Origin of the sequence: Streptomyces sp. CBMA123 (genome assembly GCF_014596465.1) — a bacterium.
Lineage (GTDB): Bacteria > Actinomycetota > Actinomycetes > Streptomycetales > Streptomycetaceae > Kitasatospora.
This window is the reverse complement of record NZ_MECK01000043.1, coordinates 1-23,569: the sequence shown is the minus strand read 5'-3', so window position 1 is coordinate 23,569 and position 23,569 is coordinate 1. Positions and strand designations below refer to the sequence as shown.

General features: G+C 72.7%; 21 protein-coding genes and 1 tRNA gene. 13 read left to right on the top strand and 9 right to left on the bottom strand.

Annotated features, from left to right (window positions below):
* The first annotated feature begins 126 nt into the window (after positions 1-126).
* From BG452_RS07470 to BG452_RS07450, 5 genes are all read left to right on the top strand, one after another.
* Positions 127-1,482, top strand: a complete 1,356-nt coding sequence (locus tag BG452_RS07470) for a vWA domain-containing protein (RefSeq protein ID WP_188303392.1) — start codon at positions 127-129, stop codon at positions 1,480-1,482.
* A 73-nt stretch (positions 1,483-1,555) separates the two neighbouring features.
* Positions 1,556-2,764, top strand: a complete 1,209-nt coding sequence (locus tag BG452_RS07465; RefSeq protein ID WP_188303391.1) for an FHA domain-containing protein — start codon at positions 1,556-1,558, stop codon at positions 2,762-2,764.
* 156 nt (positions 2,765-2,920) lie between these two features.
* Positions 2,921-3,838 carry an ATP-binding cassette domain-containing protein gene (locus tag BG452_RS07460; RefSeq protein ID WP_188303390.1) on the top strand — a complete coding sequence of 306 codons (918 nt, stop codon included), beginning with the start codon at positions 2,921-2,923 and terminating at the stop codon, positions 3,836-3,838.
* Entirely contained in the window at positions 3,835-4,980 is a 1,146-nt protein-coding gene (locus BG452_RS07455; RefSeq protein WP_188303389.1) for an ABC transporter permease, read from the top strand. Before BG452_RS07460 ends, BG452_RS07455 begins: the two co-directional genes overlap by 4 nt.
* A gap of 88 nt (positions 4,981-5,068) precedes the next feature.
* Complete coding sequence (locus tag BG452_RS07450; RefSeq protein WP_188303388.1) at positions 5,069-5,473, top strand: globin; 405 nt, start codon at positions 5,069-5,071, stop codon at positions 5,471-5,473.
* A 15-nt stretch (positions 5,474-5,488) separates the two neighbouring features.
* Here the strand turns inward: BG452_RS07450 and BG452_RS07445 are convergent, their stop codons facing one another.
* From BG452_RS07445 to BG452_RS07425, 5 genes are all read right to left on the bottom strand, one after another.
* Complete coding sequence (locus tag BG452_RS07445; RefSeq protein WP_188303387.1) at positions 5,489-6,181, bottom strand: hypothetical protein; 693 nt, start codon at positions 6,179-6,181, stop codon at positions 5,489-5,491.
* 55 nt (positions 6,182-6,236) lie between these two features.
* Complete coding sequence (locus BG452_RS07440; protein ID WP_188303386.1) at positions 6,237-6,680, bottom strand: acyl-CoA thioesterase; 444 nt, start codon at positions 6,678-6,680, stop codon at positions 6,237-6,239.
* Between the two features lie 109 nt (positions 6,681-6,789).
* Positions 6,790-8,454: an energy-dependent translational throttle protein EttA gene (ettA, locus tag BG452_RS07435; RefSeq protein WP_188303385.1), complete on the bottom strand. Its 1,665-nt coding sequence runs from the start codon at positions 8,452-8,454 to the stop codon at positions 6,790-6,792.
* A 378-nt stretch (positions 8,455-8,832) separates the two neighbouring features.
* The gene (locus BG452_RS07430) at positions 8,833-10,266 is read right to left on the bottom strand and encodes a Cys-Gln thioester bond-forming surface protein (RefSeq protein ID WP_188303384.1); all 1,434 of its coding nucleotides are present in this window, start codon (positions 10,264-10,266) and stop codon (positions 8,833-8,835) included.
* Between the two features lie 359 nt (positions 10,267-10,625).
* Positions 10,626-11,201 (bottom strand): single-stranded DNA-binding protein, encoded by a 576-nt coding sequence (locus tag BG452_RS07425; RefSeq protein ID WP_223241889.1) that lies wholly within the window; start codon positions 11,199-11,201, stop codon positions 10,626-10,628.
* A gap of 654 nt (positions 11,202-11,855) precedes the next feature.
* Between BG452_RS07425 and BG452_RS07420 the strand changes: the two genes are divergently transcribed.
* Positions 11,856-11,931: transfer RNA gene (locus BG452_RS07420), tRNA-Arg, on the top strand.
* Positions 11,932-12,244: 313 nt separating this feature from the next.
* Here BG452_RS07420 and BG452_RS07415 read toward each other — a convergent pair.
* A complete protein-coding gene (locus BG452_RS07415; protein WP_188303382.1) occupies positions 12,245-12,856 on the bottom strand; it encodes a TetR/AcrR family transcriptional regulator in 612 nt (203 codons plus the stop codon).
* Positions 12,857-12,933: 77 nt separating this feature from the next.
* Between BG452_RS07415 and BG452_RS07410 the strand changes: the two genes are divergently transcribed.
* Positions 12,934-13,485: a GNAT family N-acetyltransferase gene (locus BG452_RS07410; protein WP_188303381.1), complete on the top strand. Its 552-nt coding sequence runs from the start codon at positions 12,934-12,936 to the stop codon at positions 13,483-13,485.
* Between the two features lie 103 nt (positions 13,486-13,588).
* On the opposite strand, the gene BG452_RS07405 is transcribed toward BG452_RS07410, so the two are convergent.
* A complete protein-coding gene (locus tag BG452_RS07405) occupies positions 13,589-15,232 on the bottom strand; it encodes an MFS transporter (protein ID WP_411292897.1) in 1,644 nt (547 codons plus the stop codon).
* A gap of 152 nt (positions 15,233-15,384) precedes the next feature.
* Here BG452_RS07405 and BG452_RS07400 point away from each other — a divergent pair, with 152 nt between their 5' ends.
* From BG452_RS07400 to BG452_RS07390, 3 genes are all read left to right on the top strand, one after another.
* Entirely contained in the window at positions 15,385-16,074 is a 690-nt protein-coding gene (locus tag BG452_RS07400; protein ID WP_188303380.1) for a TetR family transcriptional regulator, read from the top strand.
* 34 nt (positions 16,075-16,108) lie between these two features.
* Positions 16,109-16,918, top strand: coding sequence for an enoyl-CoA hydratase/isomerase family protein (locus BG452_RS07395; protein WP_188303379.1), 810 nt, complete (start codon positions 16,109-16,111; stop codon positions 16,916-16,918).
* A gap of 208 nt (positions 16,919-17,126) precedes the next feature.
* On the top strand, positions 17,127-17,729 hold the full coding sequence (locus BG452_RS07390; RefSeq protein ID WP_223241886.1) for a hypothetical protein: 603 nt from the start codon (positions 17,127-17,129) through the stop codon (positions 17,727-17,729).
* A 4-nt stretch (positions 17,730-17,733) separates the two neighbouring features.
* On the opposite strand, the gene BG452_RS07385 is transcribed toward BG452_RS07390, so the two are convergent.
* Complete coding sequence (locus BG452_RS07385; protein ID WP_188303378.1) at positions 17,734-18,960, bottom strand: acyl-CoA dehydrogenase family protein; 1,227 nt, start codon at positions 18,958-18,960, stop codon at positions 17,734-17,736.
* 151 nt (positions 18,961-19,111) lie between these two features.
* Between BG452_RS07385 and BG452_RS07380 the strand changes: the two genes are divergently transcribed.
* Both BG452_RS07380 and BG452_RS07375 read left to right on the top strand, forming a co-directional pair.
* A complete protein-coding gene (locus tag BG452_RS07380) occupies positions 19,112-19,747 on the top strand; it encodes a TetR family transcriptional regulator (protein ID WP_188303377.1) in 636 nt (211 codons plus the stop codon).
* Between the two features lie 85 nt (positions 19,748-19,832).
* Positions 19,833-21,284 (top strand): cellulase family glycosylhydrolase, encoded by a 1,452-nt coding sequence (locus BG452_RS07375; protein ID WP_188303376.1) that lies wholly within the window; start codon positions 19,833-19,835, stop codon positions 21,282-21,284.
* On the opposite strand, the gene BG452_RS07370 is transcribed toward BG452_RS07375, so the two are convergent.
* Entirely contained in the window at positions 21,285-23,309 is a 2,025-nt protein-coding gene (locus BG452_RS07370; protein ID WP_188303375.1) for a M3 family metallopeptidase, read from the bottom strand. It abuts the gene before it with no gap.
* 53 nt (positions 23,310-23,362) lie between these two features.
* Between BG452_RS07370 and BG452_RS45365 the strand changes: the two genes are divergently transcribed.
* The coding region (locus tag BG452_RS45365) for a hypothetical protein (protein WP_223241885.1) at positions 23,363-23,569 on the top strand (207 nt) is incomplete at its 3' end.

The window sequence follows — 23,569 nt, the reverse complement described above, 5'->3', positions numbered from 1 at the left end:
GCCGCAGCCGCCGCACCCGCCGACGGCCTGACCGGCCCGCCGCGAACGGTCCGACGGCCCCCGTCCGCCGGACCGCCCCACCGACCCGATCGCATCCACCTTTCACCCGACGGGAGCCACCGCCCCATGGCAACACTGGCGAAGCCGAACCTGCCCAGGTTCGACGTGGAGATCTTCCAGAACGAGTACCTGGCCGACGGCGCCCGCGAGGTCAACGCCATCGTCACCGTCACCTCCACCGGCGGCGGCACCTCCGGCGGCCGCCCGCTCGGGATCACCGACGTCGGCCGGCCGGGCGGCGACGCCAACGCCGCCGTGGTGATCCTGGTCGACTGCTCGGGCTCGATGGACTACCCCAAGACCAAGATCAACGGAGCCCGGGAGGCCACCGCCGCCGCCATCGACGCGCTGCGCGACGGCACCGCCTTCGCCGTGGTGGCCGGCACCCACGAGGCCCGCGACATCTACCCCGGCGACGGCACCCTGGCGACCGCCTCGGCGAGCACCCGGGAGCAGGCCAAGGAGTCGCTGCGCCGCCTCACCGCGGCCGGCGGCACCGCGATGGGCACCTGGCTGGCCAAGGCCGACAAGCTCTTCCTCACCCGCCGCGACATCGCCATCCGGCACGCCATCCTGCTCACCGACGGCAACAACGAGCACGAGTCGGCGGAGGACCTCGCCCGCAACATCGAGCGGGTCACCGGCCACTTCACCGCCGACTGCCGCGGCGTCGGCACCGACTGGCGGATCGACGAACTGCGCAAGATCTCCTCGGCGCTGCTCGGCACCACCGACATCGTCGCCGAACCCTCCGGCCTCGCCGAGGACTTCCGCTCGATGATGACCGGCGCGATGGGCAAGCAGGTCGCCGACGTGGCCCTGCGGATCTGGACCCCGGCCAACGCCGCGGTCAAGTTCGTCAAGCAGGTCGCCCCCGCCGTCGAGGACCTCACCGGCCGCCGGGCCGAGGCCGGCCCCCGGGCCGGCGACTACCCCACCGGCTCCTGGGGCGACGAGAGCCGCGACTACCACGTCTGCGTCGAGGTCCCGGCCGCCTCGGTCGGCAACGAGATGCTCGCCGCCCGGATCAGCCTGGTGCTGCCCCCGCAGGTCGGCGGCGGCACCCCCGAGGTGCTCAGCCAGGGCCTGGTCAAGGCGGTCTGGACGGACGACCTCGCCTCCTCGACCCGGATCAGCCCGCAGGTCGCCCACTACACCGGGCAGGCCGAACTCGCCTCCTCGATCCAGGAGGGCCTGGAGGCCCACCGCGCCGGGGACGTCGACACCGCCACCGCCAAGCTGGGCGCCGCCGTCCGGATCGCCCACGCGACCGGCAACGACGGCACCTTCAAGCTGCTGCAGAAGGTGGTGGACGTGGTGGACCCGAAGGAGGGTACGGTTCGGTTCCGTAAGAACGTGAGCGAGGCCGACTCGATGACCCTTGAGACCCGGTCGACCAAGACGGTACGTGTGAAGAAGTGACCGCTGAAGACGTGATCGGGCCGGCCGCCCGGCGCCACGCCGCACCGCACCGGCCCGAAACGAGGGGGACCTGATGCCGATCTGCCCGAGGGGCCACGAGTCGCAGGCCGAGGACTGGTGCGACTTCTGCGGCTTCCCGATGACTCCGCCGGCCCCGGCACCCGGCGCCCACGGGGGGTACCCGGGCGCGTCCGGCGCCGACCCGGCCGCCGGCGCCCACCCGGGGTATCCGCAGCACGGCGGTGCCCACTACGGCGCGCCGCCCGCGCCCCCGGCACACCCGGGGGCCGTCCCGCCGCCCCCGCCCGGAGCGTTCCCCCCGCCCGGCGGCTACCCGCCGCCCGGGGCCGTACCGCCGCCCGGCGCACCCCACGGCCTCACCGAGGGCCTGGCCGTCTGCCCGATCTGCCGCAGCCCGCAGACCGGCCGGTTCTGCGAGGAGTGCGGCTACGACTACGAGCTGTCCACCCCCTCGCGCCGCCAGGTGCCGGCCGGCGCCGCACCCGCACCCGCACCCGCGCCCGGCCCGGCCCAGCCCCCGCCGCTGAACATCCCGGCGGCCTACGGCGGCACCGCGCAGCCGGCGCAGGCCCCGCCCGGTCCGCCCGTCCCGCCGCAGCCGCACCAGGCGCACCAGCCGCAGGCCCCGGGGTACCCGCAGCAGCCGGAGTACCCCCACACCTACGGCTACCCTCCGCCGGAGGGCGCCTTCCCGGAGGCCCCGGTCCGCGAGGACTCCGGCCCGGTGTACGCCCAGCCGGCCGGCCCCGGCCCGAACACCCGCGGCGGCGACTTCGGCACCTCCTTCCACCTGGCCCCGCCGCAGTCCCAGCCGCAGGCCCAGCCGGAGGGCGTCCCGGCCGAGCCGGTCCGGGCCAACTGGATCGCGGTGGTCTCGGCCGACCGCGACTACTTCACCGACATGATGGCCCGCAGCGGCCCCGAGGCGGCCGGCCTGTTCTTCCCGCCGTACTGCCCCGAGCGCCGCATCCCGCTGACCGGCCGCGGCCAGCTGCGGATCGGCCGGCGCAGCCAGCACCGGGGCACCGTCCCGGAGATCGACCTGTCGGTGCCGCCGGAGGATCCGGGCGCCTCGCACCAGCATGCGCTGCTCGCCGAACAGGCGGACGGCAGCTGGGTCCTGGTCGACCAGGGCTCGACCAACGGCACCACCGTGAACGGGGGCGCGGAACCGATCGCCCCGCACACCGCCGTACCGCTGAGCGACGGCGACCGGATCCACGTCGGTGCCTGGACGACGATCACGATGCACCGCTCCTGACCTACTCCTGAGCACGCGTCAGCGACAAATCCGGCCGGGCCGGGCGGAATTCGACTTTCCGCCCGGCCCGGTTTTCTCTGCGGCTTCCTCAGGGATTCCACAAATCCCCGTCCCCGGTGTGCACAAGACCCTCCGAAACCCCTATTCTCTGGCCTCATGACTGCTGCAATATCCGCTGACGGCATCCGCCAGCGGTACGGGGACGTGCAGGCCGTCGACGGGGTTTCACTCACCGTCGAGGCCGGCGAATTCTACGGGATCCTGGGCCCGAACGGCGCCGGGAAGACCACCACCATGGAGATCCTGGAAGGGGTCCGGAAGCCCGACGAGGGCCGGGTCGAACTGCTGGGGATGGCCCCCTGGCCGCGCAATCCGAAACTGCTGCCGCGCATCGGCGTGCAGTTCCAGGCCTCCGCCTTCTTCCGGAAACTGACGGCCCGGGAGACCATCCGCACCTTCGCGTCGTTCTACGGAGTCGGCTCCAAGCGGGCCGACGCGATGCTGGAGCGGGTCGGCCTCGCCGACAAGGCCGAGACCCTCACCGACCAGATGTCCGGCGGTCAGGCCCAGCGCCTGTCGATCGCCTGCGCACTGGCCCACGACCCGGAGCTCGTCTTCCTGGACGAGCCCACCACCGGCCTCGACCCGCAGGCCCGCCGCAACCTCTGGGACCTGCTGCGGGACATCAACGCCGAGGGCCGCACCGTCGTCCTGACCACCCACTACCTGGACGAGGCCGAGGTCCTCTGCGACCGGGTCTCGATCATGGACCACGGCAAGATCCTCCACACCGGCGCCCCGGCGGCGCTGATCCGCGAGATCGACGACACCGTCCGGATCAGCGTGGCCTCCGGCCAGCTGCCGCTCGAGCGGGCCCGCGAACTGCTGGCCGTGGCCGGCTCCGACATCGCCACCCTGGAGGACGACACCGTCTCGCTCTCCGTCTCCACCCGCCTTCCCGCCCCGGTCCTCAGCGTCCTCGCCGAGCAGAACGCGCTGCGCGGCCTCGAAGTGCGCGGCGCCACCCTGGAGGACGTCTTCCTCCAGCTGACCGGACGGGAGTTCCGCGCATGACCTCCACCACCTCCACCGAGCCGAAGGCCCCCGCACCACGCGGTGGTTCGGCCGGCGCCGCCGAGGGGCGGGAGCGGGTCAGCGCGTTCTGGAGCCTGTCCCGCGCGATGCTGCTCGGGATGAAGCGCGACCGCACCGCGACCTTCTTCGTCCTGCTGTTCCCGCTGGTGTTCCTGGTCTTCTTCGGCTCCGTGACCAAGGGCTCCAGCAGCCCGCACGCCAAGGTCGCGCAGGTCGGCGCGGTGAAGCTGTTCGACTCGATCCAGGGCGACCAGCGGACCGGCCTGGACAAGGTCCTCACCATCACCAGGACCGACGACGAGGCCGGCACGCTGGAGAAGGTCCGCAAGGGCGACTTCGACGCGATGATCAAGCAGGGCCCGGACGGCACGGTGGAGCTGCGCTACACCGCCGCCGACCAGGTCAGGGCCGGCGCGCTCCAGGGCATCCTCAACTCGGTCGTCCAGGAGGCCAACCAGCAGGCCACCCACCAGCCGGCCGCCTACGTGCTGGACTCCCAGCAGGTCGAGGACAAGTCGCTCAAGCCGATCCAGTTCCTCACCCCGGGCCTGCTCGGCTGGGCCGTCGCCACCGGCGCGGTCTTCGGCGCCGCGCTGACCCTGGTCAACTGGCGCAAGTCCAAGGTGCTGCGCCGGCTGCGGCTGGCGCCGATCAACGCCGGCACGGTGGTCAGCTCCCGGATCCTGGTCTCGCTGCTCACCGCGTTCCTGCAGACCAGCGTCTTCCTGGTGGTCGCCACCAGCTTCTTCGGGCTCAAGCTCACCGGCAACTGGTGGCTGGTCCTCCCGCTGGTGGCCTGTGCGACGCTCGCCTTCATGTCGATCGGCCTGCTGGCCGGTTCGGTCGCCAAGACCGAGGAGGCGGCCAACGGCATCTCGCAGATCATCGTGCTGCCGATGTCGTTCCTGTCCGGCTCGTTCTTCCCGATGGACGGCGCCCCGGGCTGGCTGCAGACCGTCTCCAAGGTCATGCCGCTGCACTACCTGGTCGACACCGCCCAGACCGTGCTGACCCGCGGCGGCGGCATCGCCGACGCCCTGCCGACCATGGGCGGACTGCTGCTCTTCGCGGCCGTGCTGACCGGCATCGCCTGGAAGCTGTTCAAGTGGGAAGACGCCTGATCCTCCCCTCCTGACACCTCCGGCCCGACGGGGTCGTACGCCTTTGGTCCCGGTGTACGACCCCGTCGGCGTCTGCGACCATGGTCGGGTGACAGAGATCGGGCGAGGCACGTTCAGCGAGGAGACCTTCTTCGAGCAGGTCGGCGGTGAGCCGACCTTCCGGCTGCTGACCCGCCGCTTCTACGAGGGCATCGCCGAGGACGAGTTGCTGCGGCCGATGTACCCCGAGGAGGACCTCGGCCCGGCCGAGGAGCGGATGGCCCTGTTCCTCATGCAGTACTGGGGCGGCCCGCGCACCTACAGCGAGCGCCGCGGCCACCCCCGACTGCGGATGCGGCACGCGCCGTTCAAGGTCGACAAGGCCGCGCACGACGCCTGGCTGACGCACATGCGCGCCGCCGTGGCCAGCCTGGACCTGCCCGCCGAGCACGAGCGACAGCTGCTGGACTACCTGACCTACGCCGCCGCCTCGATGATCAACACCCCGGGCTGAGCCCCCGGCTCCGCGTCACCGGAGCGGACTGAGCCCCAGCCCCGCACCCGGCGCGGCCGCCGTCCGCACCACCACCGAACCCGCCGGGGCGCTCAGCCGCAGCCAGCCGCCCGCCCGGTGCACCGAGAGCGCGGCGCCCGGCTTCAGGAAGCCGATCACGTACGCGGCGTGCACCGCGCGCAGCGGCAGCTCCGGCAGCACGCCGACCGGCCGGGACCAGATCTCGTCCGCCAGCCGGTCCAGCACCCCGCGGCCCCGGTACTGCTCCGGGACGGCCTCGGTGCGCTCCCTGAACTCCCGCACCCCCGCCATCAGTTCGGGGTACACCTCGGCCACCGGCGGGGCCCCGGCCGGCCGCCAGCCGGCCCGCGGCGGCAGCAGCCCGGCCCAGGCCGGACCGGTCACCGGCGCGGGCAGCGTCACGGCGCCCGCCTCGGTGTCCACGCCGTCCAGCAGCTGGCCCGCCGAGACGGTCAGGTCCACCGGCTCGTCCAGGCCGCTCAGCCGGGCCGTACGGATCACCAGCGCGCCCGAACCGCCCAGCGGCAGCCGCCCGAAGACCGCCAGCACGCCGTCCGCCCCGGCCGGGTCGACCGCCTGCAGCCGCACGGCCGCCGCCTTGTCGAAGCGCAGCAGGCGCAGCAGGAAGGCGGAGAGGTCGGCGGCCTCACCGGTGTCGGTCAGGGCGAGGCGGGCGGTGACGGTCAACGCGGCTCAGCTCGAATCGGTTCGGGGATCCGGGAACTCGGGGATCCGGGGACTTTCAGACTGCCGCGCCGACCGGGGCCTCGTCCATGAACCGGGAGAGGAACTCCCGCTCCACCGGCGAGATCCGGCGCGGCCGGCCCTCGGCCAGGTCGTAGGGCACGACCACGGTGGAGGCGCGGACGTACACCGTCTCGGAGCCGTCCTCGTGGACGTCCTTGATGTCGTAGGAGACGGTCAGCGAGGCGCTGCCGATGCGCGTCACCCGGGTCTCGACGGTGACCGGCTCCGGCCGGTGCACCAGCGGACGCTTGTAGTCGATCTCGTGGCGGGCCACCACCGAACCGCCCGCGAACTCCCCGGCACCGGCCTCGGCGGCCTGGGTGAACATGAAGTCGATCCGGGCCTCCTCCAGGTAGCGCAGGAAGACCACGTTGTTGACGTGCCCGAAGGCGTCCATGTCGGACCAGCGCAGCGGGCAGGCGTAGATGTGGCGAGCCACGGGTGTTCTCCTCGGTGTCCGGTCGCCCGCCGCCGAACCTCGGTGACGGGCCGCGGCCCGGCAGGCCGCCCCGGAGGGCAGTCTGCCGGGCCGTTGTGACAGCTGGATGTCAGCCTCGGGTCAGCTTCTTGTACGTGGCCCGGTGCGGACGGGCGGCGTCGGCGCCCAGTCGCTCGATCTTGTTCTTCTCGTACGACTCGAAGTTGCCCTCGAACCAGAACCACTTGCTCTCGCCCTCGTAGGCGAGGATGTGGGTGGCCACTCGGTCCAGGAACCAGCGGTCGTGGGAGATGACCACGGCGCAGCCGGGGAACTCCAGCAGGGCGTTCTCCAGCGAGGAGAGCGTCTCGACGTCGAGGTCGTTGGTGGGCTCGTCGAGGAGCAGCAGGTTGCCGCCCTGCTTGAGGGTGAGCGCCAGGTTCAGGCGGTTGCGCTCACCACCGGAGAGCACACCGGCCGGCTTCTGCTGGTCCGGGCCCTTGAAGCCGAACGCCGACACGTAGGCGCGGGACGGCATCTCGACCTGGCCGACGTTGATCCAGTCCAGACCGTCGGAGACGACCTCCCAGAGGGTCTTCTTCGGGTCGATGTTGGAGCGGGTCTGGTCGACGTAGCTGATCTTGACGGTGTCGCCGACCTTGACCGTGCCGCTGTCCGGGGTCTCCAGGTCCTGGAGCATCTTGAACAGGGTGGTCTTGCCCGCGCCGTTCGGGCCGATGATGCCGACGATGCCGTTGCGCGGCAGGGTGAAGCTCAGGTCGTCGATCAGGACCTTCTCGCCGAAGGCCTTGTTGAGGTTCTCGACCTCGATGACGACGCTGCCCAGACGCGGGCCCGGCGGGATCTGGATCTCCTCGAAGTCCAGCTTCCGCATCTTGTCGGCCTCGGCCGCCATCTCCTCGTAGCGAGCGAGACGGGCCTTGGACTTCGCCTGGCGGCCCTTGGCGTTGGAGCGGACCCACTCCAGCTCTTCCTTGAGCCGCTTGGCGCGCTTGGCGTCCTTCTGGCCCTCGACCTTGAGCCGGGACTGCTTGCTCTCCAGGTAGGTGGAGTAGTTGCCCTCGTAGCCGATCGCGCGGCCGCGGTCGAGCTCCAGGATCCAGCCGGCCACGTTGTCCAGGAAGTACCGGTCGTGGGTGACGGCGACGACGGTGCCGGCGTACTTGGCCAGGTGCTGCTCCAGCCAGTTCACCGACTCGGCGTCCAGGTGGTTGGTGGGCTCGTCGAGCAGCAGCAGGTCGGGGGCCTCCAGCAGCAGCTTGCAGAGCGCGACGCGGCGCTTCTCACCACCGGAGAGCTTGGTGACGGCCCAGTCGCCGGGCGGGCAGCCCAGCGCGTCCATGGCCTGCTCCAGCTGGGCCTCCAGGTCCCACGCGTTGGCGTGGTCCAGCTCCTCCTGGAGCTTGCCCATCTCGTCGAGCAGCGCGTCCGAGTAGTCGGTCGCCATCAGCTCGGCGATCTCGTTGAAGCGGTCGAGCTTGCCCTTGATCTCCTTGACGCCGTCCTGGACGTTCTCCAGGACCGTCTTGGTCTCGTCGAGCGGCGGCTCCTGGAGCAGCATGCCGACGGTGAAACCGGGCGAGAGGAAGGCGTCGCCGTTGGAGGGGTGCTCCAGGCCGGCCATCATCTTCAGCACGGTGGACTTACCGGCACCGTTGGGGCCCACGACGCCGATCTTCGCTCCGGGGAGGAAGCTGAGCGTCACGTCGTCAAGGATGACCTTGTCTCCGTGAGCCTTGCGCACCTTGCGCATCGTGTAGATGTATTCCGCCACGTGAGATCGCTCCGGCGTCGTCGGGAGTATTCGTCTTGCAGCGTTCCATTGTGCCGCACCCGGCCGGGAGCCCCGAACCGCCCAGGTGACCCCACCGGGGTATCCGGCCCTTCCCGGTACGGCGATCGCCCCCGGCTGCCCGCCCCACCCTGCGGCGATCGCCCCCGGCTCCCGACCCCGGCTCCCTTCCCCCGCCCCCGTACGGCGATACGGCGATCGCCCCCGGCTGCCCGCGCCGGGCCCCCCGCCCCCGTGACCGGGACACCCCGGCGGGACACGCAGACGGCCCGGCCCCCCGCAGCAGGTGCGGGGAACCGGGCCGGTTCCGCTTCTCAGGCCTTCAGGAGGTCAGCGCCTTCCGTGGCCCGCTCAGGCGGTTCAGGCGGTGGTGCGACCGTGACGGCCACGGCGGCGCAGGACGAAGACCGCGGCGCCACCGGCCACGACCAGGCCACCGGCGACGGCGGCGAGGATCGGGGTGGAGTCATTGGCACCGGTCTGGGCCAGGCCACCGGTGCCCGGGGCGGCGCTGGTGGTGGACGGAGCCGGGTGGGCGCCGCCGGCGCTCGGGGTGCCCGAGGGGGTGGCGGTGCCGGTGCCGGTCGGGGTGGCCGGGGCGGTCGGGGCCGAGGTCGGGTTGCCGGTGCCGGTCTTGCAGTCCAGGACGCCCTGGAAGTCGCGGCTGTAGCCGTTCGGGCCGGCGACGGTGATCTTGTACTCGGTCTTCTCGGCGACCTGGACGAGCACGCTCTCGGTCTTGCCCGGCTGGACGGTCAGCTGCTGCTTGCCGACCGTGACGGTGCCGGCCTCGTCACCACCGTTGGTGACGGAGACCCGCACGCCACCGCTGGCGCACTCGATCTTGGCGGTGCTGTCGATCAGCGCGCCCTTGCCCTGCTTCCAGGTGGCCTTGGCCCCGGCGGAGACGCTGACCTTGCTGGAGCCGGCCAGGATCATGGTCTGGCTGTGGTCGGTGGCGGTGTAGCCCTTGCTCAGGAACACGCGGCCGCTGGGCACCTCGGTGGAGACGTCGGCCTTGAGGGCGAGCGAGCCGTCCGGGGTACCGGCCGGGACGTCCAGGAACAGCTGGGTGTCCTTGGCGATCGGCCCGGTCAGGGTGGCGCCGACCGGCTTGCCGTCCTTGTCCACCAGCTTGGCCTTGTCGGCGGCGTCGCCGGTGACGGCCAGCTTCACCGCGGCGGCGCTGGAGTTGAGGACGAACGGGCCCAGCTTGCTGCCGGACTTGCCGGAGACGGAGTCCGGGGTGAGGCTCAGCGACGGCTTGGGCTCGGCGGCGATGCCCTTGTTGGCGCCGCTGATCAGGTAGTCACGCAGCTTGGTGGCCGCCTCGCTGTGCGGGGTGGCGTTCTTGCCGTCCGAGAACTTCCAGATCGCGGCCTGGGTGCCGGCCGCGGCGTCCTCGGCGGTCAGGCCGGGGATCTTGAGGGAGGCGGCGAGCGAGCTCTCCGACACCTTCGGGTAGGAGTTCTCCAGGATCCAGCGGATCTTGGAGGCGGGCTCCGCGCGCTTCGGGTCGCCGAGGGAGCTGGTCGACCAGTCCGACTCCTGGTACTGGATCTTCTTCCGGATGTCCACCGGGAAGCCGAAGTCGATGCAGTAGGTCTTCAGCTCGCCGTCAGCGGTCTTGAGCGTGAACAGACCCGCGTCGTAGGTGTTGCCGTCGACGTCGACCTTCTCGCCGAAGATCGAGTTCTGGACGACCGCGGACACGCCCGACGCCGGAGTGTCGGCCGCAGCCGCCGCACCGGCCGCGAACAGGCCTCCGCCCAGCGCAACGCTGGTCGTGAGCATGACAGTGGCTATGCGGGACAGACCCCGCCCCTGCCTCTTGAACATCTGGGATCCCTCCGGAGCGGGCCGCGCCCGATTGGGCAGCCCGCCGACTTGCCGTGCCGCGCGTGTGCCCCCTGTGGCACTGCTGCGGGGTGTGAACCAGACGAATCCTATTGAGCCTCAGAGGCCTCGAAACCCCCATGCGAAATCAGGACGATTCCGTATCTGGATCGTTATCAACCCCCGCAGGTTCCACACAAGCTGACGCGTCGCCAGAATCCACCCTCGACTTTCTGCTTTCCGGACGAGATTGCGCGTGCGGGCGCAACGACTCTCTCGATCAACATATTTGTCGACAGGGAAGGGTCACCACCCCGTCAGCTCAGCGCCGCCCGGTCTTCACCTCCCCGATCCCCCTCGGACACCTCCTCCTGCTGCTCCGTCACCGTTCGCGCCCCCGGGAGCAACTCGAGCGGACGGGGCGCCACGGCCACCCCCGAGGCCCGGCGCGACTCCAGTGCGCTGACGATCCACCCGGGCACCGGCTCGCTCGCGGACTCCGCGCCGGCCGCCCCCGTCGCGCCCGCCGGCTGCCCGCGCACACCCGTCGCCCAGCGGAACGCCGAGGTACCACGGGTGAGATCGTGCCCGACCGACCGGGCGTCGATCTCGGCCCGACTGCGTTTCGCCTCCCCCTCCCGCCACTCCCGCACCCGCAGCCGGCCCGTCACCAGCACCGGATCACCCTTGGACAGCGAGCCGATCAGGTTCACCGCGAGCGCCCGCCAGGCCGTCACCCTCAGCCACTGCGTCTCGCCGTCCACCCAGCAGGCCCGCTCTCGGTCGTACCGCCGCTCGGTGCAGCCGAGCTGGAAGTTCGCCATCGGCACCCCGCCGGCGGTTTCCCCGTAGCTCACCTCGGTCGCGACATTGCCGAGCACCGTCACCTGCATCTCATTCACAGCACACCCTCCGTTCTCGCCGATGCACCGTACGGAATCGAGCGGTGCGAGCTGAGAGTGCGCCCCGGAAGAAATCCCTGCCATCGGGTTCTGAAATCCTGTGGACAACTCCTAGGCCGATCGGCAGGGTGAAAAACGACCGTCACTCACAGGGGTGAATTTCGGCCTTCGTGCACCGCCAGGCCGCCGTCTCTTCGCGCTCATGACAACAAACCGGCTGATCGCGGCCGCCCCCGGAGCGCGGCGCAAGACCCGACCGGAGCCGTCCGCGCACGTCACTCGACCGGAGCAAGCCGAATAGGACCCCCCACCCAGGCCGGCGGCGCGACATTCTCCGTGTCGAATCCATAACGGGTGGGGAGGCAGCCCCGTAACGAGTGCACAACGTCCGGCCCTGAACAGTCCCAGACCGCTGCACGCACGGTCTTCACCTGCGATTATCGGACCGCTCCACCGAACCGACACACCAACGACGGTGTCGTCACACCCGGCCGAGGAACTGGACACCCTTATCCTGTCCCCGACAGGGCGAGGGCCCGCCAACCCCCACCCCCACCCTCCGGCACGGGGCCGGACTACGCGCGTCCACAGCGCTCGTCGCCCGATCCCGGCCACGGTCACGCCCGCCAGGGCGCCGTCCGTCCCGCCCCCATAGCTCAGCGGATAGAGCACCCGCCTTCTAAGCGGTAGGTCGCAGGTTCGAATCCTGCTGGGGGCGCCACCCCGCAATTCCCGCAGGCCATCGCGCGTGCGAACACTTTCCGTGGCCGTACCGGACCTCCGGGTAATCCCGCACCCACCGCGCATAACCCGTGACAATGCGTGTCATGGCCGCCGCGAAAGCCGGCCCGGCGGGAAACCGGAATTCCGGGCGAATCCCCCACCCCTGAACGAAACAACCCGCCCCGGCCGGCCGACCGGCGAAATCCGACAAAAGCCGGACAGAAGCGCCCCGACGAGTCCGGGGGCGCCGCGAGGCCGGGGCCCGCCGCTCGGGTTTCGGCGGATCGGGCGAGGATCCACGAGGCAGGGCCCTAAGCCGTCAGCCCCGCCAGATAGGCGTCGAGCAGCGCGGTCTGCCGCTCCGCCGGGAACTCCGCCGGGGCGAACAGCGACTGCACCACCAACCCCAGCACGAAGGCCTGCGCCCCCGCCGCGAGCCCGGCGGGATCGGCCCCGGCCGGGAGCTCGCCGAGCCGCTGGGCGTCCGCCACGTGCGCCGTGAGTGCCACCCGCGAGCGGGCGTAGCGCCCCGCGTGCGCGGCCGCCAGCTCCGGGTCCGCCAGGGCGACGTCCCAGGAGCTGACCCAGATCCGGTTGCCGGACTCGGTCGCCTCGTCCAGCGGCAGCACGTCGAGCAGCGCGGCCCGCAACCGGGCCAGCCCGGCGGGCGGCGGCGGGGTGCCGTCGGCGGGGGCCATCCGCCGGGGCCGGGCCGCGGAGCGCCGGTCGAGCTCCTCCAGGGCGTGGCTCAGCAGGGCCCGCTTGTTCGGGAAGTAGTGCGTCAACAAACCGGTGGACGCGCCCAGTTCGGCGGCCACCGCGCGCAGGGTGAGCCCTTCGAAGCCCTTGCTGGAGAGCACCCGCCACACCCCCTCGGAGACTTCCGAGCGGCGGGCGTCATGGTCTCCACGGGCTGGCGTCATGGGGGCTATCGTACATACCAAACGTTTGTTATGAATGACCTCGACCACCCGCAGCACCACCCCGGAGAGGCCCGCCCGTGTTTTCCGTCCCGCTCGCCGAGAACGCCGAACTGCGCCCGCTGGAGCCCTGGCAGGCCCCCGAGTTCCTGGCCCACATCGACCGCGCCCGCGCCCACACCGACCCGTGGATCCCGTGGGCGACCTTCTCCACCGACCTGGACTCGGCCCGCGCCACCCTGCAGCGCTACGCCGACCGCCAGGCCACCGACTCCGGCCGGATCTACGGCATCTGGCGGGACGGCACGCTGGTCGGCGGCGTGATGTTCGTGCACTTCGACACCAAGAGCGGCAACTGCGAGATCGGCGCCTGGACCGAGCCGGCCGGCGAGGGTGGCGGGCTGATCACGGCCGCCGTCCGGCAGCTGATCGAGTACGCCTTCACCACCCGGGGCCTGCACCGCGCCGAGTGGTGGTGCTCGGCCGTCAACGCCCGCAGCCGGGCGGTGGCCGAGCGGGTCGGGATGCGGCCCGAGGGCGTGCTGCGGGAGTGGTTCCTGCACAACGGCGTCCGCCACGACAAGGAGATCTGGGCGGTCCTGGCCTCGGAGTGGGCCGCCGCCCGGCGCTGACGGCCCGCCGGAAGGGCGTCCGGACCAGGGCGCGAAAGCCCACGGGGCCCGGTGGACTCCGTCGTCCACCGGGCCCCGCTCCGTCGCACCCCCGCGCCCTCGCTCAGGCCGCCGGCGCCGGCGCCGGCGCCGGCTCCTCCGCACCCGCACCCGCACCCGCCGGAGCCTCGGCCACCACCGGCTCCACCGGCTCCACCGAGCGCAGCCGCAGGGCCAGCAGCAGCACCAGCACCATCACCCCGCCCGCCGACAGGAAGACCACGTCCACGGCATCCGTGAAGCTCCGCACCGCGTGCTCCCGGGCCGCGCCGGTCAGCGTCCGCACCGCGCCGAGCGACCGCCCGGGCTCGCCGGCCTCGAACACCCGGGCCAGCACGCTGCCGAAGAGCGCCGCGCCGAGCGCGTTGCCGAGGGTCTGGAAGAACCGGATGCCGGTGGTGGCGACGCCGAGCTGGTGGCGCGGGGCGGTGTCCTGCACCAGGGTGATCAGCTGTCCGATCAGCTGCCCGAACCCGGCGCCGAGCAGGGCGAGTTCGACGCCGACCTGCCACAGCGGGGTGTCCGGGCCGCTGAGTCCGAGCAGCGCCAGGGCGAGCACCGAGCAGCCCGCACCGGTGATCAGGAGGGTGCGCGGCCGGTGGCCGCGGGCGATCAGCCGGGTGGCCAGCAGGCCGACCCCGGTCATCCCGGCGGCCATCGGCATCAGGTAGAGGCTGGCCGAGGTCGGGGCGATCCCCCGGGCGATCTGCAGGTAGGTCATCACATAGACGATCGCGCCCATCATGCCCATCCCCACCAGGCCCTGGACGGCGAAGCCGATCCGCACCACCGGGATCCGGAACAGCGAGAGCGGCAGCACCGGTTCGGCGGCGGTGGCCTGGCGCCACAGGAAGAGGCCGAGCGCGGCCAGGGTGGCGGCGGCGAGCCCGAGGATCACCGGGGAGGTCCAGCCGTAGTCCTTGCCGCCCCATTCGGTGACCAGCAGCAGTCCGGTGGCGAAGGCCGCGGCCAGGGCGGAGCCGAGGAAGTCCAGGCCACGCCGGCCGAGGTCGCGCGGCAGCCTGATCACCAGGGCGACGCCGACCAGGACGAGCAGGCCGAGCGGCAGGTTGACGTAGAAGATCCAGCGCCAGCCGAGGTGGTCGGTGAACAGGGCGCCGACCAGCGGGCCGACCGCCATGCCGAGGCCCGCGACGATCCCGCCCATCGCGCCGCCCTTGCCGCCGCCGCGCTCCTGCGGGTCCCGGAGCTGGGCCATCACCACCATGGTCACGCTCATCAGCCCGCCGCCGCCGATGCCCTGGACGGCCCGGAAGGCGATCAGCTCGCCCATCGACTGCGCGGCGCCGCACAACGCCGAGCCGAACAGGAAGGTGCCGACCGCGCCGACCAGCACCCGCTTGGCGCCGTAGACGTCGCAGAGCTTGCCGTAGAGCGGGAGCAGCGCGGTGGCGGCCAGCGAGAAGGCGCTGACCAGCCAGGGCAGCCGGTCGACGCCGTGCACCGGGTCGAGGTCGCGGACGATCGGCACGGTGGCCGCCGAGACGATGTTGGAGTCGAGCACGGCCAGCACGATCGTCACCAGGCAGAGCAGCATGCCGAGTTGGCGCTGGGCGGCGGTCATCAGGGTGGAGCCGGCCAGGTCGGTCACGGTCGGCTCGGACGTGGTCTCGTCGGTCACGGTCGGCTCGGGCGCGGTCTGGTCGGACGCGGCCTGGTCGGACGCGGTCCTGGCGGCGGATGCCATAGGGAAGTCCCCCCGGAGTCAGTGGAGTTGGCCCCGACCGGTGCGGTCCGACGGGCTCGGCACCACCATGGCAGTGTTTTTGGACTGGGTCAATTCTTCATCTGGTCCAATCTTTCTGCCTGGTCAACCTTTGATCCTGGTACAGTCCCCTCATGGCGACCCACCACGGCTTGGACCTCGGCCCCGACCGCGACCTCGACGCACTCCCGCTGCGCGAGCGCAAGAAGATCCAGACCGGCATCCGGATCTTCCGCGCGGCCATCGGCCTGTTCGCCGAACGGGGCTTCGACCAGGTCTCGGTGGCCCAGATCGCGGCCGCCGCCGACGTCTCCAAGATGACCGTCTTCAACTACTTCCCGACCAAGGAAGACCTGGTCATGGGCCCGATGGAGCAGCACCTCGACGAGCCGGCCCGAGTGGTGCGCGACCGCGCCCCGGGCACCTCGGCGGTCGCGGCGCTGCGCGAGCACTTCCTGGCCGCGCTGGAGCGCCGGGACCCGGCCACCGGCCTGAACGACGACCAGGTGGTGCTGGACGTGATCCGGCTCATCCACAACACCCCGGCACTGGCCCTGCGGGCCACCGCGGCCTTCGACCCCCACGCGCGGACCCTGCTGGCCGCCGAACTGCTCGCCCAGGACCCGGCCCACGACGAGCTGCTCGCCCGGGTCGCCGCGGCCCAGCTGCTCGCCGTCCGGCTGACCCTGATCGGCGGCAACCACCACCGGATGCTCAGCGGCGAACGCGCCGAGGACGCCCTGCCCGCCGCCCTCGACGAGGCCCGCCGCGCCTTCGCCGCGGTCGAGCACGGCCTCGGGGCGTACGGCGCCCGCCCGGCCTGAGAGAGTGGGCGCACCACGCCGACCGGAGGTGCGCATGGACCAGCCGCTGCTCACGCGGGACCGCTCCGCCCTGCCCGCCCAGGCCGAGGGCCTGAACGCCTACGTCGGCGAGGACGGCGTCGCCGTCCTGGAGTTCGCCCGCCCGCACCGGCGCAACGCGGTGACCCTGGCGATCTGGCAGGCGCTGCCCAAGGTCCTGGACCAGCTCGCCGAGCAGCAGGGCGTGCGCGTCCTGCTGCTGACCGGCGCCGGGAACACCTTCAGCGCGGGCGCCGACATCACCGAACTCGCCGAGGTGTACGGCGATCCGCGGCGTGCGGACGCCTATCACGCCGTCAACGTGGCCGCCGAGGAGGCGCTCGCGGCCTTCCCCCACCCGACGCTCGCGGTGGTGCACGGCGCCTGCGTGGGCGGCGGTTGCCAGTTGGCCGTCGCCTGTGACCTGCGCTTCGTCGCCGAGGACGCCCGGCTGGGGATCACCCCGGCCAAGCTCGGCGTGGTCTACCCGGCGGTGCCGACCCTGCGACTGGCCCGGCTGGTCGGCCCGGCCCGGGCCAAGTACCTGTTGTTCTCCGGCGAGTTGGTGCGCGGCCGGGACGCGCTGCCGCTGGGCCTGGCGGAGCGGGTCCTGCCGGATGCCGAACTGGACGCCGCCGCCCTGGAGTTCGCCCGGCTGCTGACCAGCCGCTCGACCCAGACCATCGGCGCGGTGAAGGCCGCGCTGGCCGTCCCGGCGGAGCGGGCGGGCGAGGCGCTGGAGCCCTGGGAACGGCGCTCCCGGGAGGCCTCGGACGTGCACGAGGGGCTGGCCGCGTTCCTGGCGGGCCGCCCGCCGCGGTTCTGACCGGCCCGGTCCCGGCCGCCGCGGTTCCGACCAGCACGGCCCCGGCCGCCGCGGTTCCGACCAGCACGGCCCGACGGACGTTGAGGACCAGCGCCGAGGACCAGCGCCGAGGACCGGCAGCGGAGGCGGCTCACGTACGATCGTCCGACCGGCGCCGAGCCGTCGCCCGCCCCCTTTCCAGCTCTTCAGCCCCCGGAGCACCACCGCGATGACCGCCGAGGCCACGACCGCCCCCACCAGCCGGACGACCTGGGCCCGCCGGGTCACCGACGGCGTCGAGCCGAAGAACGTGATCATCGCGGTCTGCCTGCTGATCGGCGCCCTGCGCTACGGCTGGGCCGGCCTCGGCTGGGCCGCCTTCGCGGCGCTGTTCGCGGCCGTCATCCCGACCCTGTTCATCCAGCGCGGCATCCGCAAGGGCACCCTGGAGGACCGCCACGTCGGCCACCGGCAGCGCCGGCTGACCGTCATCCCGTTCATCATGGGCTCGGTCGCCGTCAGCTTCGCGGTGATGATCCGGGCCGACGCCCCACGCGACCTCACCGCGATGGTGGCGGCGATGTTCGCCTCGCTGATCCCGATCCTGGCGATCACCGTCTGGTGGAAGGTCTCCGTGCACACCGCCGTGGCGGCCGGCGCGGTGACCTGCCTCGGCATCGCGCTCGGTCCGCTGTGGCTGCTGCTCTACCCGCTGGTCGCGGTGATCGGCTGGTCCCGGGTGGTGCTGCGGGACCACACCACCGCGCAGACGATCGTCGGCGCGGTGGTGGGCGGCCTCAGCGCCGGGCTCGCCTTCTGGGCCGCCCGGTAGCCGGCTACCGGATCGGCATCCCCGAGATCGCCCGGGCGATGACCAGCCGCTGGATCTCGCTGGTCCCCTCGAAGATCGAGTAGATCGCGCTGTCCCGGTGCATCCGCTCCACCGGGTACTCCCGGGTGAAGCCGTTGCCGCCGAGGATCTGCATCGCCTGCGCGGTCACGGACTTGGCCGTCTCGCCCGCGTACAGCTTGGACATCGAGCCCTCGGCCGCGGTGAACGGCTGGTTGTTGGCGGCCATCCAGGAGGCGCGCCAGACCAGCAGCCGGGCCGCGTCGATCCGGGTCTTCATGTCGGCGAGCTGGAAGGCCACGCCCTGGTTGTCGATGATCGGGCGGCCGAACTGCTCCCGGGTCTTCGCGTAGTCCAGCGCCACCTCGTACGCGGCCCGGGCGATGCCGATCGCCTGCGCCCCGACGGCCGGGCGGGAGGCCTCGAAGGTGGCCATCGCCGCGTTGCCCCTGCCGCCGGCCCGCTTGGCGCCCTCCCGGGCCCGGGCCAGCCGCTGGTCCAGCTTCTCCTTGCCGCCGAGCAGGCAGCTGCCGGGCACCCGGACGCCGTCGAGCACCACCTCGGCGGTGTGCGAGGCGCGGATGCCGTGCTTCTTGAACTTCTGGCCCTGGCTCAGCCCCGGGGTGCCCGGCGGGACGACGAAGGAGGCGTGCCCGCGGGTGCCCAGCTCCGGGTCGACGCAGGCCACCACGACGTGCACGGCGGCGATCCCGCCGTTGGTGGCCCAGGTCTTGGTGCCGTTGAGCACCCACTCGTCCTTGGCCTGGTCGTAGACGGCCCGGGTGCGCAGCGCGCCGACGTCGGAGCCGGCGTCCGGCTCGGAGGAGCAGAAGGCGGCCACCTTGACGTCGTCGGGGGTGCCGAACATCTGCGGGGTCCAGGTGCCGATCTGCTCGTCGGTGCCGTTGGCGAGCACCGCGACGGCGGCCAGCGTGGTGCCGACGATGGCCAGCCCGATGCCGGCGTCGCCCCAGAACAGCTCCTCCATGGCGATCGGGATGCCGACGCCGGAGGGGTCGAAGTACTGCTGGGCGTAGAAGTCCAGCGAGTAGATGCCGAGCTTGGCGGCCTCCTGGATGATCGGCCAGGGCGTCTCCTCCCGCTCGTCCCACTCGGCCGCGGCGGGCCGGATCACGTCGGCGGCGAAGCCGTGCAGCCAGTCGCGTACGGCGAGCTGGTCCGCGCCCGGGTCCAGCGAGAACGTGCTGCTCATGGTGGAGCCTCCGCAGAAGGGATACGACGCAGGGATCGCGGTCGCCGGATGCGACCCACCGGGGTGTTACCCCGGGTAACATCGTCGGAGTCTGCTACTGATTGGTAACCGGTGTCAACGCCCAGGCCCCCCACGATCCGAGGAGTAGCGCATGTCCCGAGAGCCCCGCCGCGAGCAGCTGCTCAACGCCGCCGACCGGGTCATCCAGCGCGAGGGGCCGAGCGCCAGCATGAACGCCATCGCCGCCGAGGCCGGCATCACCAAGCCGATCCTCTACCGGCACTTCGGCGACCGGAACGGCCTGATCGGCGCCCTGACCGAACGCCACACCAGCGGGCTGCTGGCCGCCGTCCGGGCCGCCCTCGCCGAACCGCTGGAACGCCGCGACCGGGTCGAGCACGTCCTGGACACCTACCTGGCCGGGATCGAGGCCCGCCCCCAGGTCTACCGGCTGCTCACCCACCCCGAACCCGGCGACCCGAGCGGCGCCGGCAACGCCCTCGCCCCCGCCCTCCGGCAGATCGCCGGGGAGATCACCCGGGCCGTGCAGAACCAGGTCGACCTCGGCGCCGACCGCGACCTGCTCGCCGAGGCCTGGGGCCGGGGCATCACCGGCATGGTGCTGGCCGCCGGGGACTGGTGGCTGGAGACCAGACCCTGCTCGCGCACCCGGATGGTGCAGGCCCTGGCCGACCTGCTCTGGGGCCGCCTGGCCGCCGCCGCGGACCTGCCGACCGCCGTCCTGCCCGCCGCCCCGGCCGAGCCGCCGAGCCCGGCAGCCGGCTGAACTCCCGTTCCGCGCACGACCCTTGTGCCGGCCCCCGAGCCAGGGGCATCATCAGGGCCCCGTCCCCGCCGCTGCGAGGTCCCCGATGCGCCTGCGCCGCACCGCCGTCGCCCTGCTGCTCGCCGCCACCGCCGCCCTCGGCGGCGCCACCCCGGCCACCGCCCACAGCGGCCCCAGCGGCCCCCCGGCCCACTTCCCCACCGGGACCGCCACCGGCCCGGACGGCCGCACCGCCCTCACCGACGACCAGGGCCGCCGGCTCCAGCTGCGCGGCTTCAACCTCGACAAGTACGCCGAGGCCACCGAGGCCGACCTCACATCCATCGCCGCCCAGGGCTTCACCCTGGTCCGACTGCCGGTCTCCTGGACCAGGCTGGAGCCCGAACACGGCCGCCTCGACCCCGCCGAACTGCACCGGATCCAGCAACTCCTCGGCTGGGCCGACCACGTGGGCCTGCTCGTGCTGGTCGACTTCCACCAGGACGTCTACGGGCCGAAGTTCGGCGGCGGCAGCAACGGCATCCCGGCCTGGGCCACCCGTGACGACGGACTGCCGTTCACCCCCGACCCGAAGGACTGGTTCGCCGGCTACTTCCAGCCCGCCGTCCAGGCCGCCTTCCGCCACCTCTACGACGACCCCGACCTGCGCGCCTGGCAGGCCGACTTCTACACCCGGCTCGCCCGCGAACTGCGCGGCCACCGCTCCCTGTTGGGCTACGACCTGTTCAACGAGCCGTTCGGCCCGGTGGACGGCGACCCCACCGACCCGGCCGTGCTCGCCGCCGCCTCCGCCGCCCTGGAACAGGGCCGGCTCGCCGACATGTACCGCCGCCTGATCACCGCCGTCCGCCACGTCGACTCCCGCGCCTGGCTGTTCGTCGAACCGACGGTCCTGGTCGGCCAGGGCGTGCCCACCCGGCTCCCCGGCTTCACCGACCCCCGCCCCGGCGCGCCCCGGCTCGGCTACGCCCCGCACTTCTACGACACCGCGGTCGAGAACGGCGCCGACTGGGACCAGTCCGACGGCTTCGTCGAGCAGTACACCGCCGCGATCAGCGGCTACCCGGTCGCCCACCGGCTGCCCGTCCTGGTCGGCGAGTGGGGCCCGCCCGACTCCCGCACCCCCGGCAACACCCTGCTGGTGCGCCGCCAGGTCGCCGCGATGGACGGCTTCACCGAGGGCTGGACGATGTGGTACTGGTGCCGCGGCACCGGCGGCTACTGCGCCCTCGACCCCACCGGGCGCCCCGCCCCCGGCGACGGACCCGCCTTCGGCCCGTACCCGGCGGCCGTCGCCGGCACCGGCGTCCGGACCACCGACGGTGCCGTCCGCTGGACCGCTGACGGCACCGGCCGCACCAGCGAACTCGTCCTGCCGCCCGCCGCGTTCCCCCGCGGCGCCCGGGTCACCGTCTCCCCCGCCGACGCCCGGGTCGAGGTCGAGCAGCCCACGGCCGGACGCGCGGGAACCGTACGGATCCGGCTCCCGCACACCCGCCCGGGGACACCCGTGACGGTGGCCCTCACCCCGCGCTGATCAGGCCAGCCCCCGGCGGGCCAGCAGCGGCGCGGTCTCCGGCGCCCGGCCGACCACCGCGCGGAAGGACTCCAGCGGGTCCCGGCTGAACCCGCGCGCCAGCAGCTCGCGCCGGAACAGCTCGCCGCTGTCCCGCACCGAGCGCCCGTTGGTCTCGAACCACCGCACGGTGTCCGCGTCCAGCACCTCCGACCAGATGTACGCGTAGTACCCGGCGCTGTAGCCGCTGGAGAAGATGTGCTGGAAGTACGGCGTGCGGTAGCGCGGCGGGATCGCCGGCACCGCGATGCCGGCCTCCGCCAGCGCCCGCGCCTCGAACTCCTCGGCGTCCGCGACCCGGTGGTCCTGCGGCAGGGTGTGCCAGGCCCAGTCCAGCAGCGTCGCCGCCAGGTACTCCACCGTCCGGAAGCCCTGCCCGAAGCCCTCGGCCGCGGTCATCCGCTCGACCAGCTCGGCCGGCAGCGGCTCCCCGGTGGCGTGGTGGCGGGCGTAGTTGGCCAGCACCTCCGGCCGGACCATCCACATCTCGTTGACCTGCGAGGGGAACTCCACGAAGTCCCGCGGCACCGCGGTGCCCGCGAACAGCGGGTACCGCACGTCCGAGAACAGCCCGTGCAGCGCGTGCCCGAACTCGTGGAACATGGTGCGCACCTCGTCCCAGCTCAGCAGCGCCGGCTCACCCGGCGCCGGGCGCGGGACGTTGAGGTTGTTCAGCACCACCGGCCGCCGCCCGGTCAGCCCGGACTGGGCCACCAGCTCGTCCATCCAGGCCCCGCCGCGCTTGGACGCCCGGGCGTGGAAGTCCCCGATGAACAGGCCCAGCGGGGTGCCGTCCTCCTCGAACACCTCGAAGACCCGGGCGTCCGGATGGTGCGCCGTCAGCTCCGGCCGCTCGGTGAAGCTCAGCCCGTAGGCGAGCTTCGCGGCGAAGAACACGCCGTCCTTCAGCACCCGTTCCAGCTCGAAGTACGGACGCAGCGCCGCCGTGTCCACCTGGTAGGAGGCCTGCCGGACCTTCTCCGAGTAGTACGCCCAGTCGTGCGCGGCGATCTCCGCCACGCCGTCCTCGGCCGCCACCCGGGCCAGCTCGGCGGCCTCCCGGCGGGCGTTCGCCACGGCCGGCTCCACCAGCCGGGCCAGCAGCCCGGACACCGCCTCCACCGTGCCGGCCGTCTCGTCCGCCACCACGTACGCGGCGTGGCTCGGGTAGCCCATCAGCACGGCCCGCTCGGCGCGCAGCGCGGCCAGCCGGATCGCCAGCGGGCCGTTGTCCCCGGTGCCCCGGGCGAGCGAGGCGGCCAGCAGCCGCTCGCGCACCGAGCGGTCGGCGAGCTGGGCCAGCTCGGGCTGGGTCGAGGTGTTCTTCAGGCTCAGCACGTACTTGCCCTCGTGGCCGAGCACCCGGGCGTTCTCCGCCGCACCGGCGATCGCGCCCTCGGACAGCCCGGCCAGCTCCTCGGCGGAGTCCACCACCAGCGCGGCGGCCCGGGTGGCGGCGTTCACGTTCTGCTGGAACGTGGTCCCCAGCGCGGCGAGTTCGGCGTTCAGCTCGCGCAGCCGGGCCTGCTCGGCCGCGCCCAGCCGGGCGCCGGAGCGGACGAACGCGGTGTACCAGCGCTCCAGCAGCCGCAGCGACTCCGGGTCCAGGCCCAGCGCGGCGCGGTCCGCGTGCAGCGCCTCGATCCGGGCGAACAGCTCCCGGTCCAGGTGGATCGCGTCGTGGTGGGCCGCGAGCAGCGGGCTGACCTTCGCCTCCACCTCGTCCAGCAGGTCGGTGGTGTCGGAGGAGGACTGGTTGCGGAACACCGCGTCCACCCGGCGCAGCAGCCCGCCGGACCGCTCCAGGGCCACCAGGGTGTTCTCGAAGGTCGGCACGGCCGGGCTGCCGGTGATCGCCGCGATCTCGGCCAGTTGCTCGGCCATCCCGCGCTCGTAGGCGGGCAGGTAGTGCTCCTCCCGGATCTCGGCGTAGGGAGGCAGTTCGTAGACCAGCGGGCTGGCTGCGAAGAACGGGTTCTCGGTCATTTCGCCGACCCTACGCGGTGTCATCCCGCGTGCCCATACACCCCAGGTCATCGTTGTCAGACCCACCCGTTAACGTCGACGGCGCGGACCTCCCGGACCGCACACCCGCACGCCTGCACACCCGCACACCCGCCCCGCCGTACGACCGCCCAGCCGTACGACCGCCCACCGCACGAGAGGAGACGCCCGCCGTGGCCCCCAGAACCGCCCTCGCGCCCGACCCGCACGGCCCCGGCGGCCGCCTCCAGCCGCTCGACGAC

Excerpts from the sequence above, each read along its gene's own strand:
- BG452_RS07470 (WP_188303392.1), top strand. The coding sequence starts at position 127 with ATGGCAACACTGGCGAAGCCGAACCTGCCCAGGTTCGACGTGGAGATC.
- BG452_RS07465 (WP_188303391.1), top strand. The coding sequence starts at position 1,556 with ATGCCGATCTGCCCGAGGGGCCACGAGTCGCAGGCCGAGGACTGGTGC.
- BG452_RS07460 (WP_188303390.1), top strand. The coding sequence starts at position 2,921 with ATGACTGCTGCAATATCCGCTGACGGCATCCGCCAGCGGTACGGGGAC.
- BG452_RS07455 (WP_188303389.1), top strand. The coding sequence starts at position 3,835 with ATGACCTCCACCACCTCCACCGAGCCGAAGGCCCCCGCACCACGCGGT.
- BG452_RS07430 (WP_188303384.1), bottom strand. The coding sequence starts at position 10,266 with ATGCTCACGACCAGCGTTGCGCTGGGCGGAGGCCTGTTCGCGGCCGGT.
- BG452_RS07425 (WP_223241889.1), bottom strand. The coding sequence starts at position 11,201 with ATGCAGGTGACGGTGCTCGGCAATGTCGCGACCGAGGTGAGCTACGGG.
- BG452_RS07415 (WP_188303382.1), bottom strand. The coding sequence starts at position 12,856 with ATGACGCCAGCCCGTGGAGACCATGACGCCCGCCGCTCGGAAGTCTCC.
- BG452_RS07405 (WP_411292897.1), bottom strand. The coding sequence starts at position 15,232 with ATGGCATCCGCCGCCAGGACCGCGTCCGACCAGGCCGCGTCCGACCAG.
- BG452_RS07400 (WP_188303380.1), top strand. The coding sequence starts at position 15,385 with ATGGCGACCCACCACGGCTTGGACCTCGGCCCCGACCGCGACCTCGAC.
- BG452_RS07395 (WP_188303379.1), top strand. The coding sequence starts at position 16,109 with ATGGACCAGCCGCTGCTCACGCGGGACCGCTCCGCCCTGCCCGCCCAG.
- BG452_RS07390 (WP_223241886.1), top strand. The coding sequence starts at position 17,127 with ATGACCGCCGAGGCCACGACCGCCCCCACCAGCCGGACGACCTGGGCC.
- BG452_RS07385 (WP_188303378.1), bottom strand. The coding sequence starts at position 18,960 with ATGAGCAGCACGTTCTCGCTGGACCCGGGCGCGGACCAGCTCGCCGTA.
- BG452_RS07380 (WP_188303377.1), top strand. The coding sequence starts at position 19,112 with ATGTCCCGAGAGCCCCGCCGCGAGCAGCTGCTCAACGCCGCCGACCGG.
- BG452_RS07375 (WP_188303376.1), top strand. The coding sequence starts at position 19,833 with ATGCGCCTGCGCCGCACCGCCGTCGCCCTGCTGCTCGCCGCCACCGCC.
- BG452_RS07370 (WP_188303375.1), bottom strand. The coding sequence starts at position 23,309 with ATGACCGAGAACCCGTTCTTCGCAGCCAGCCCGCTGGTCTACGAACTG.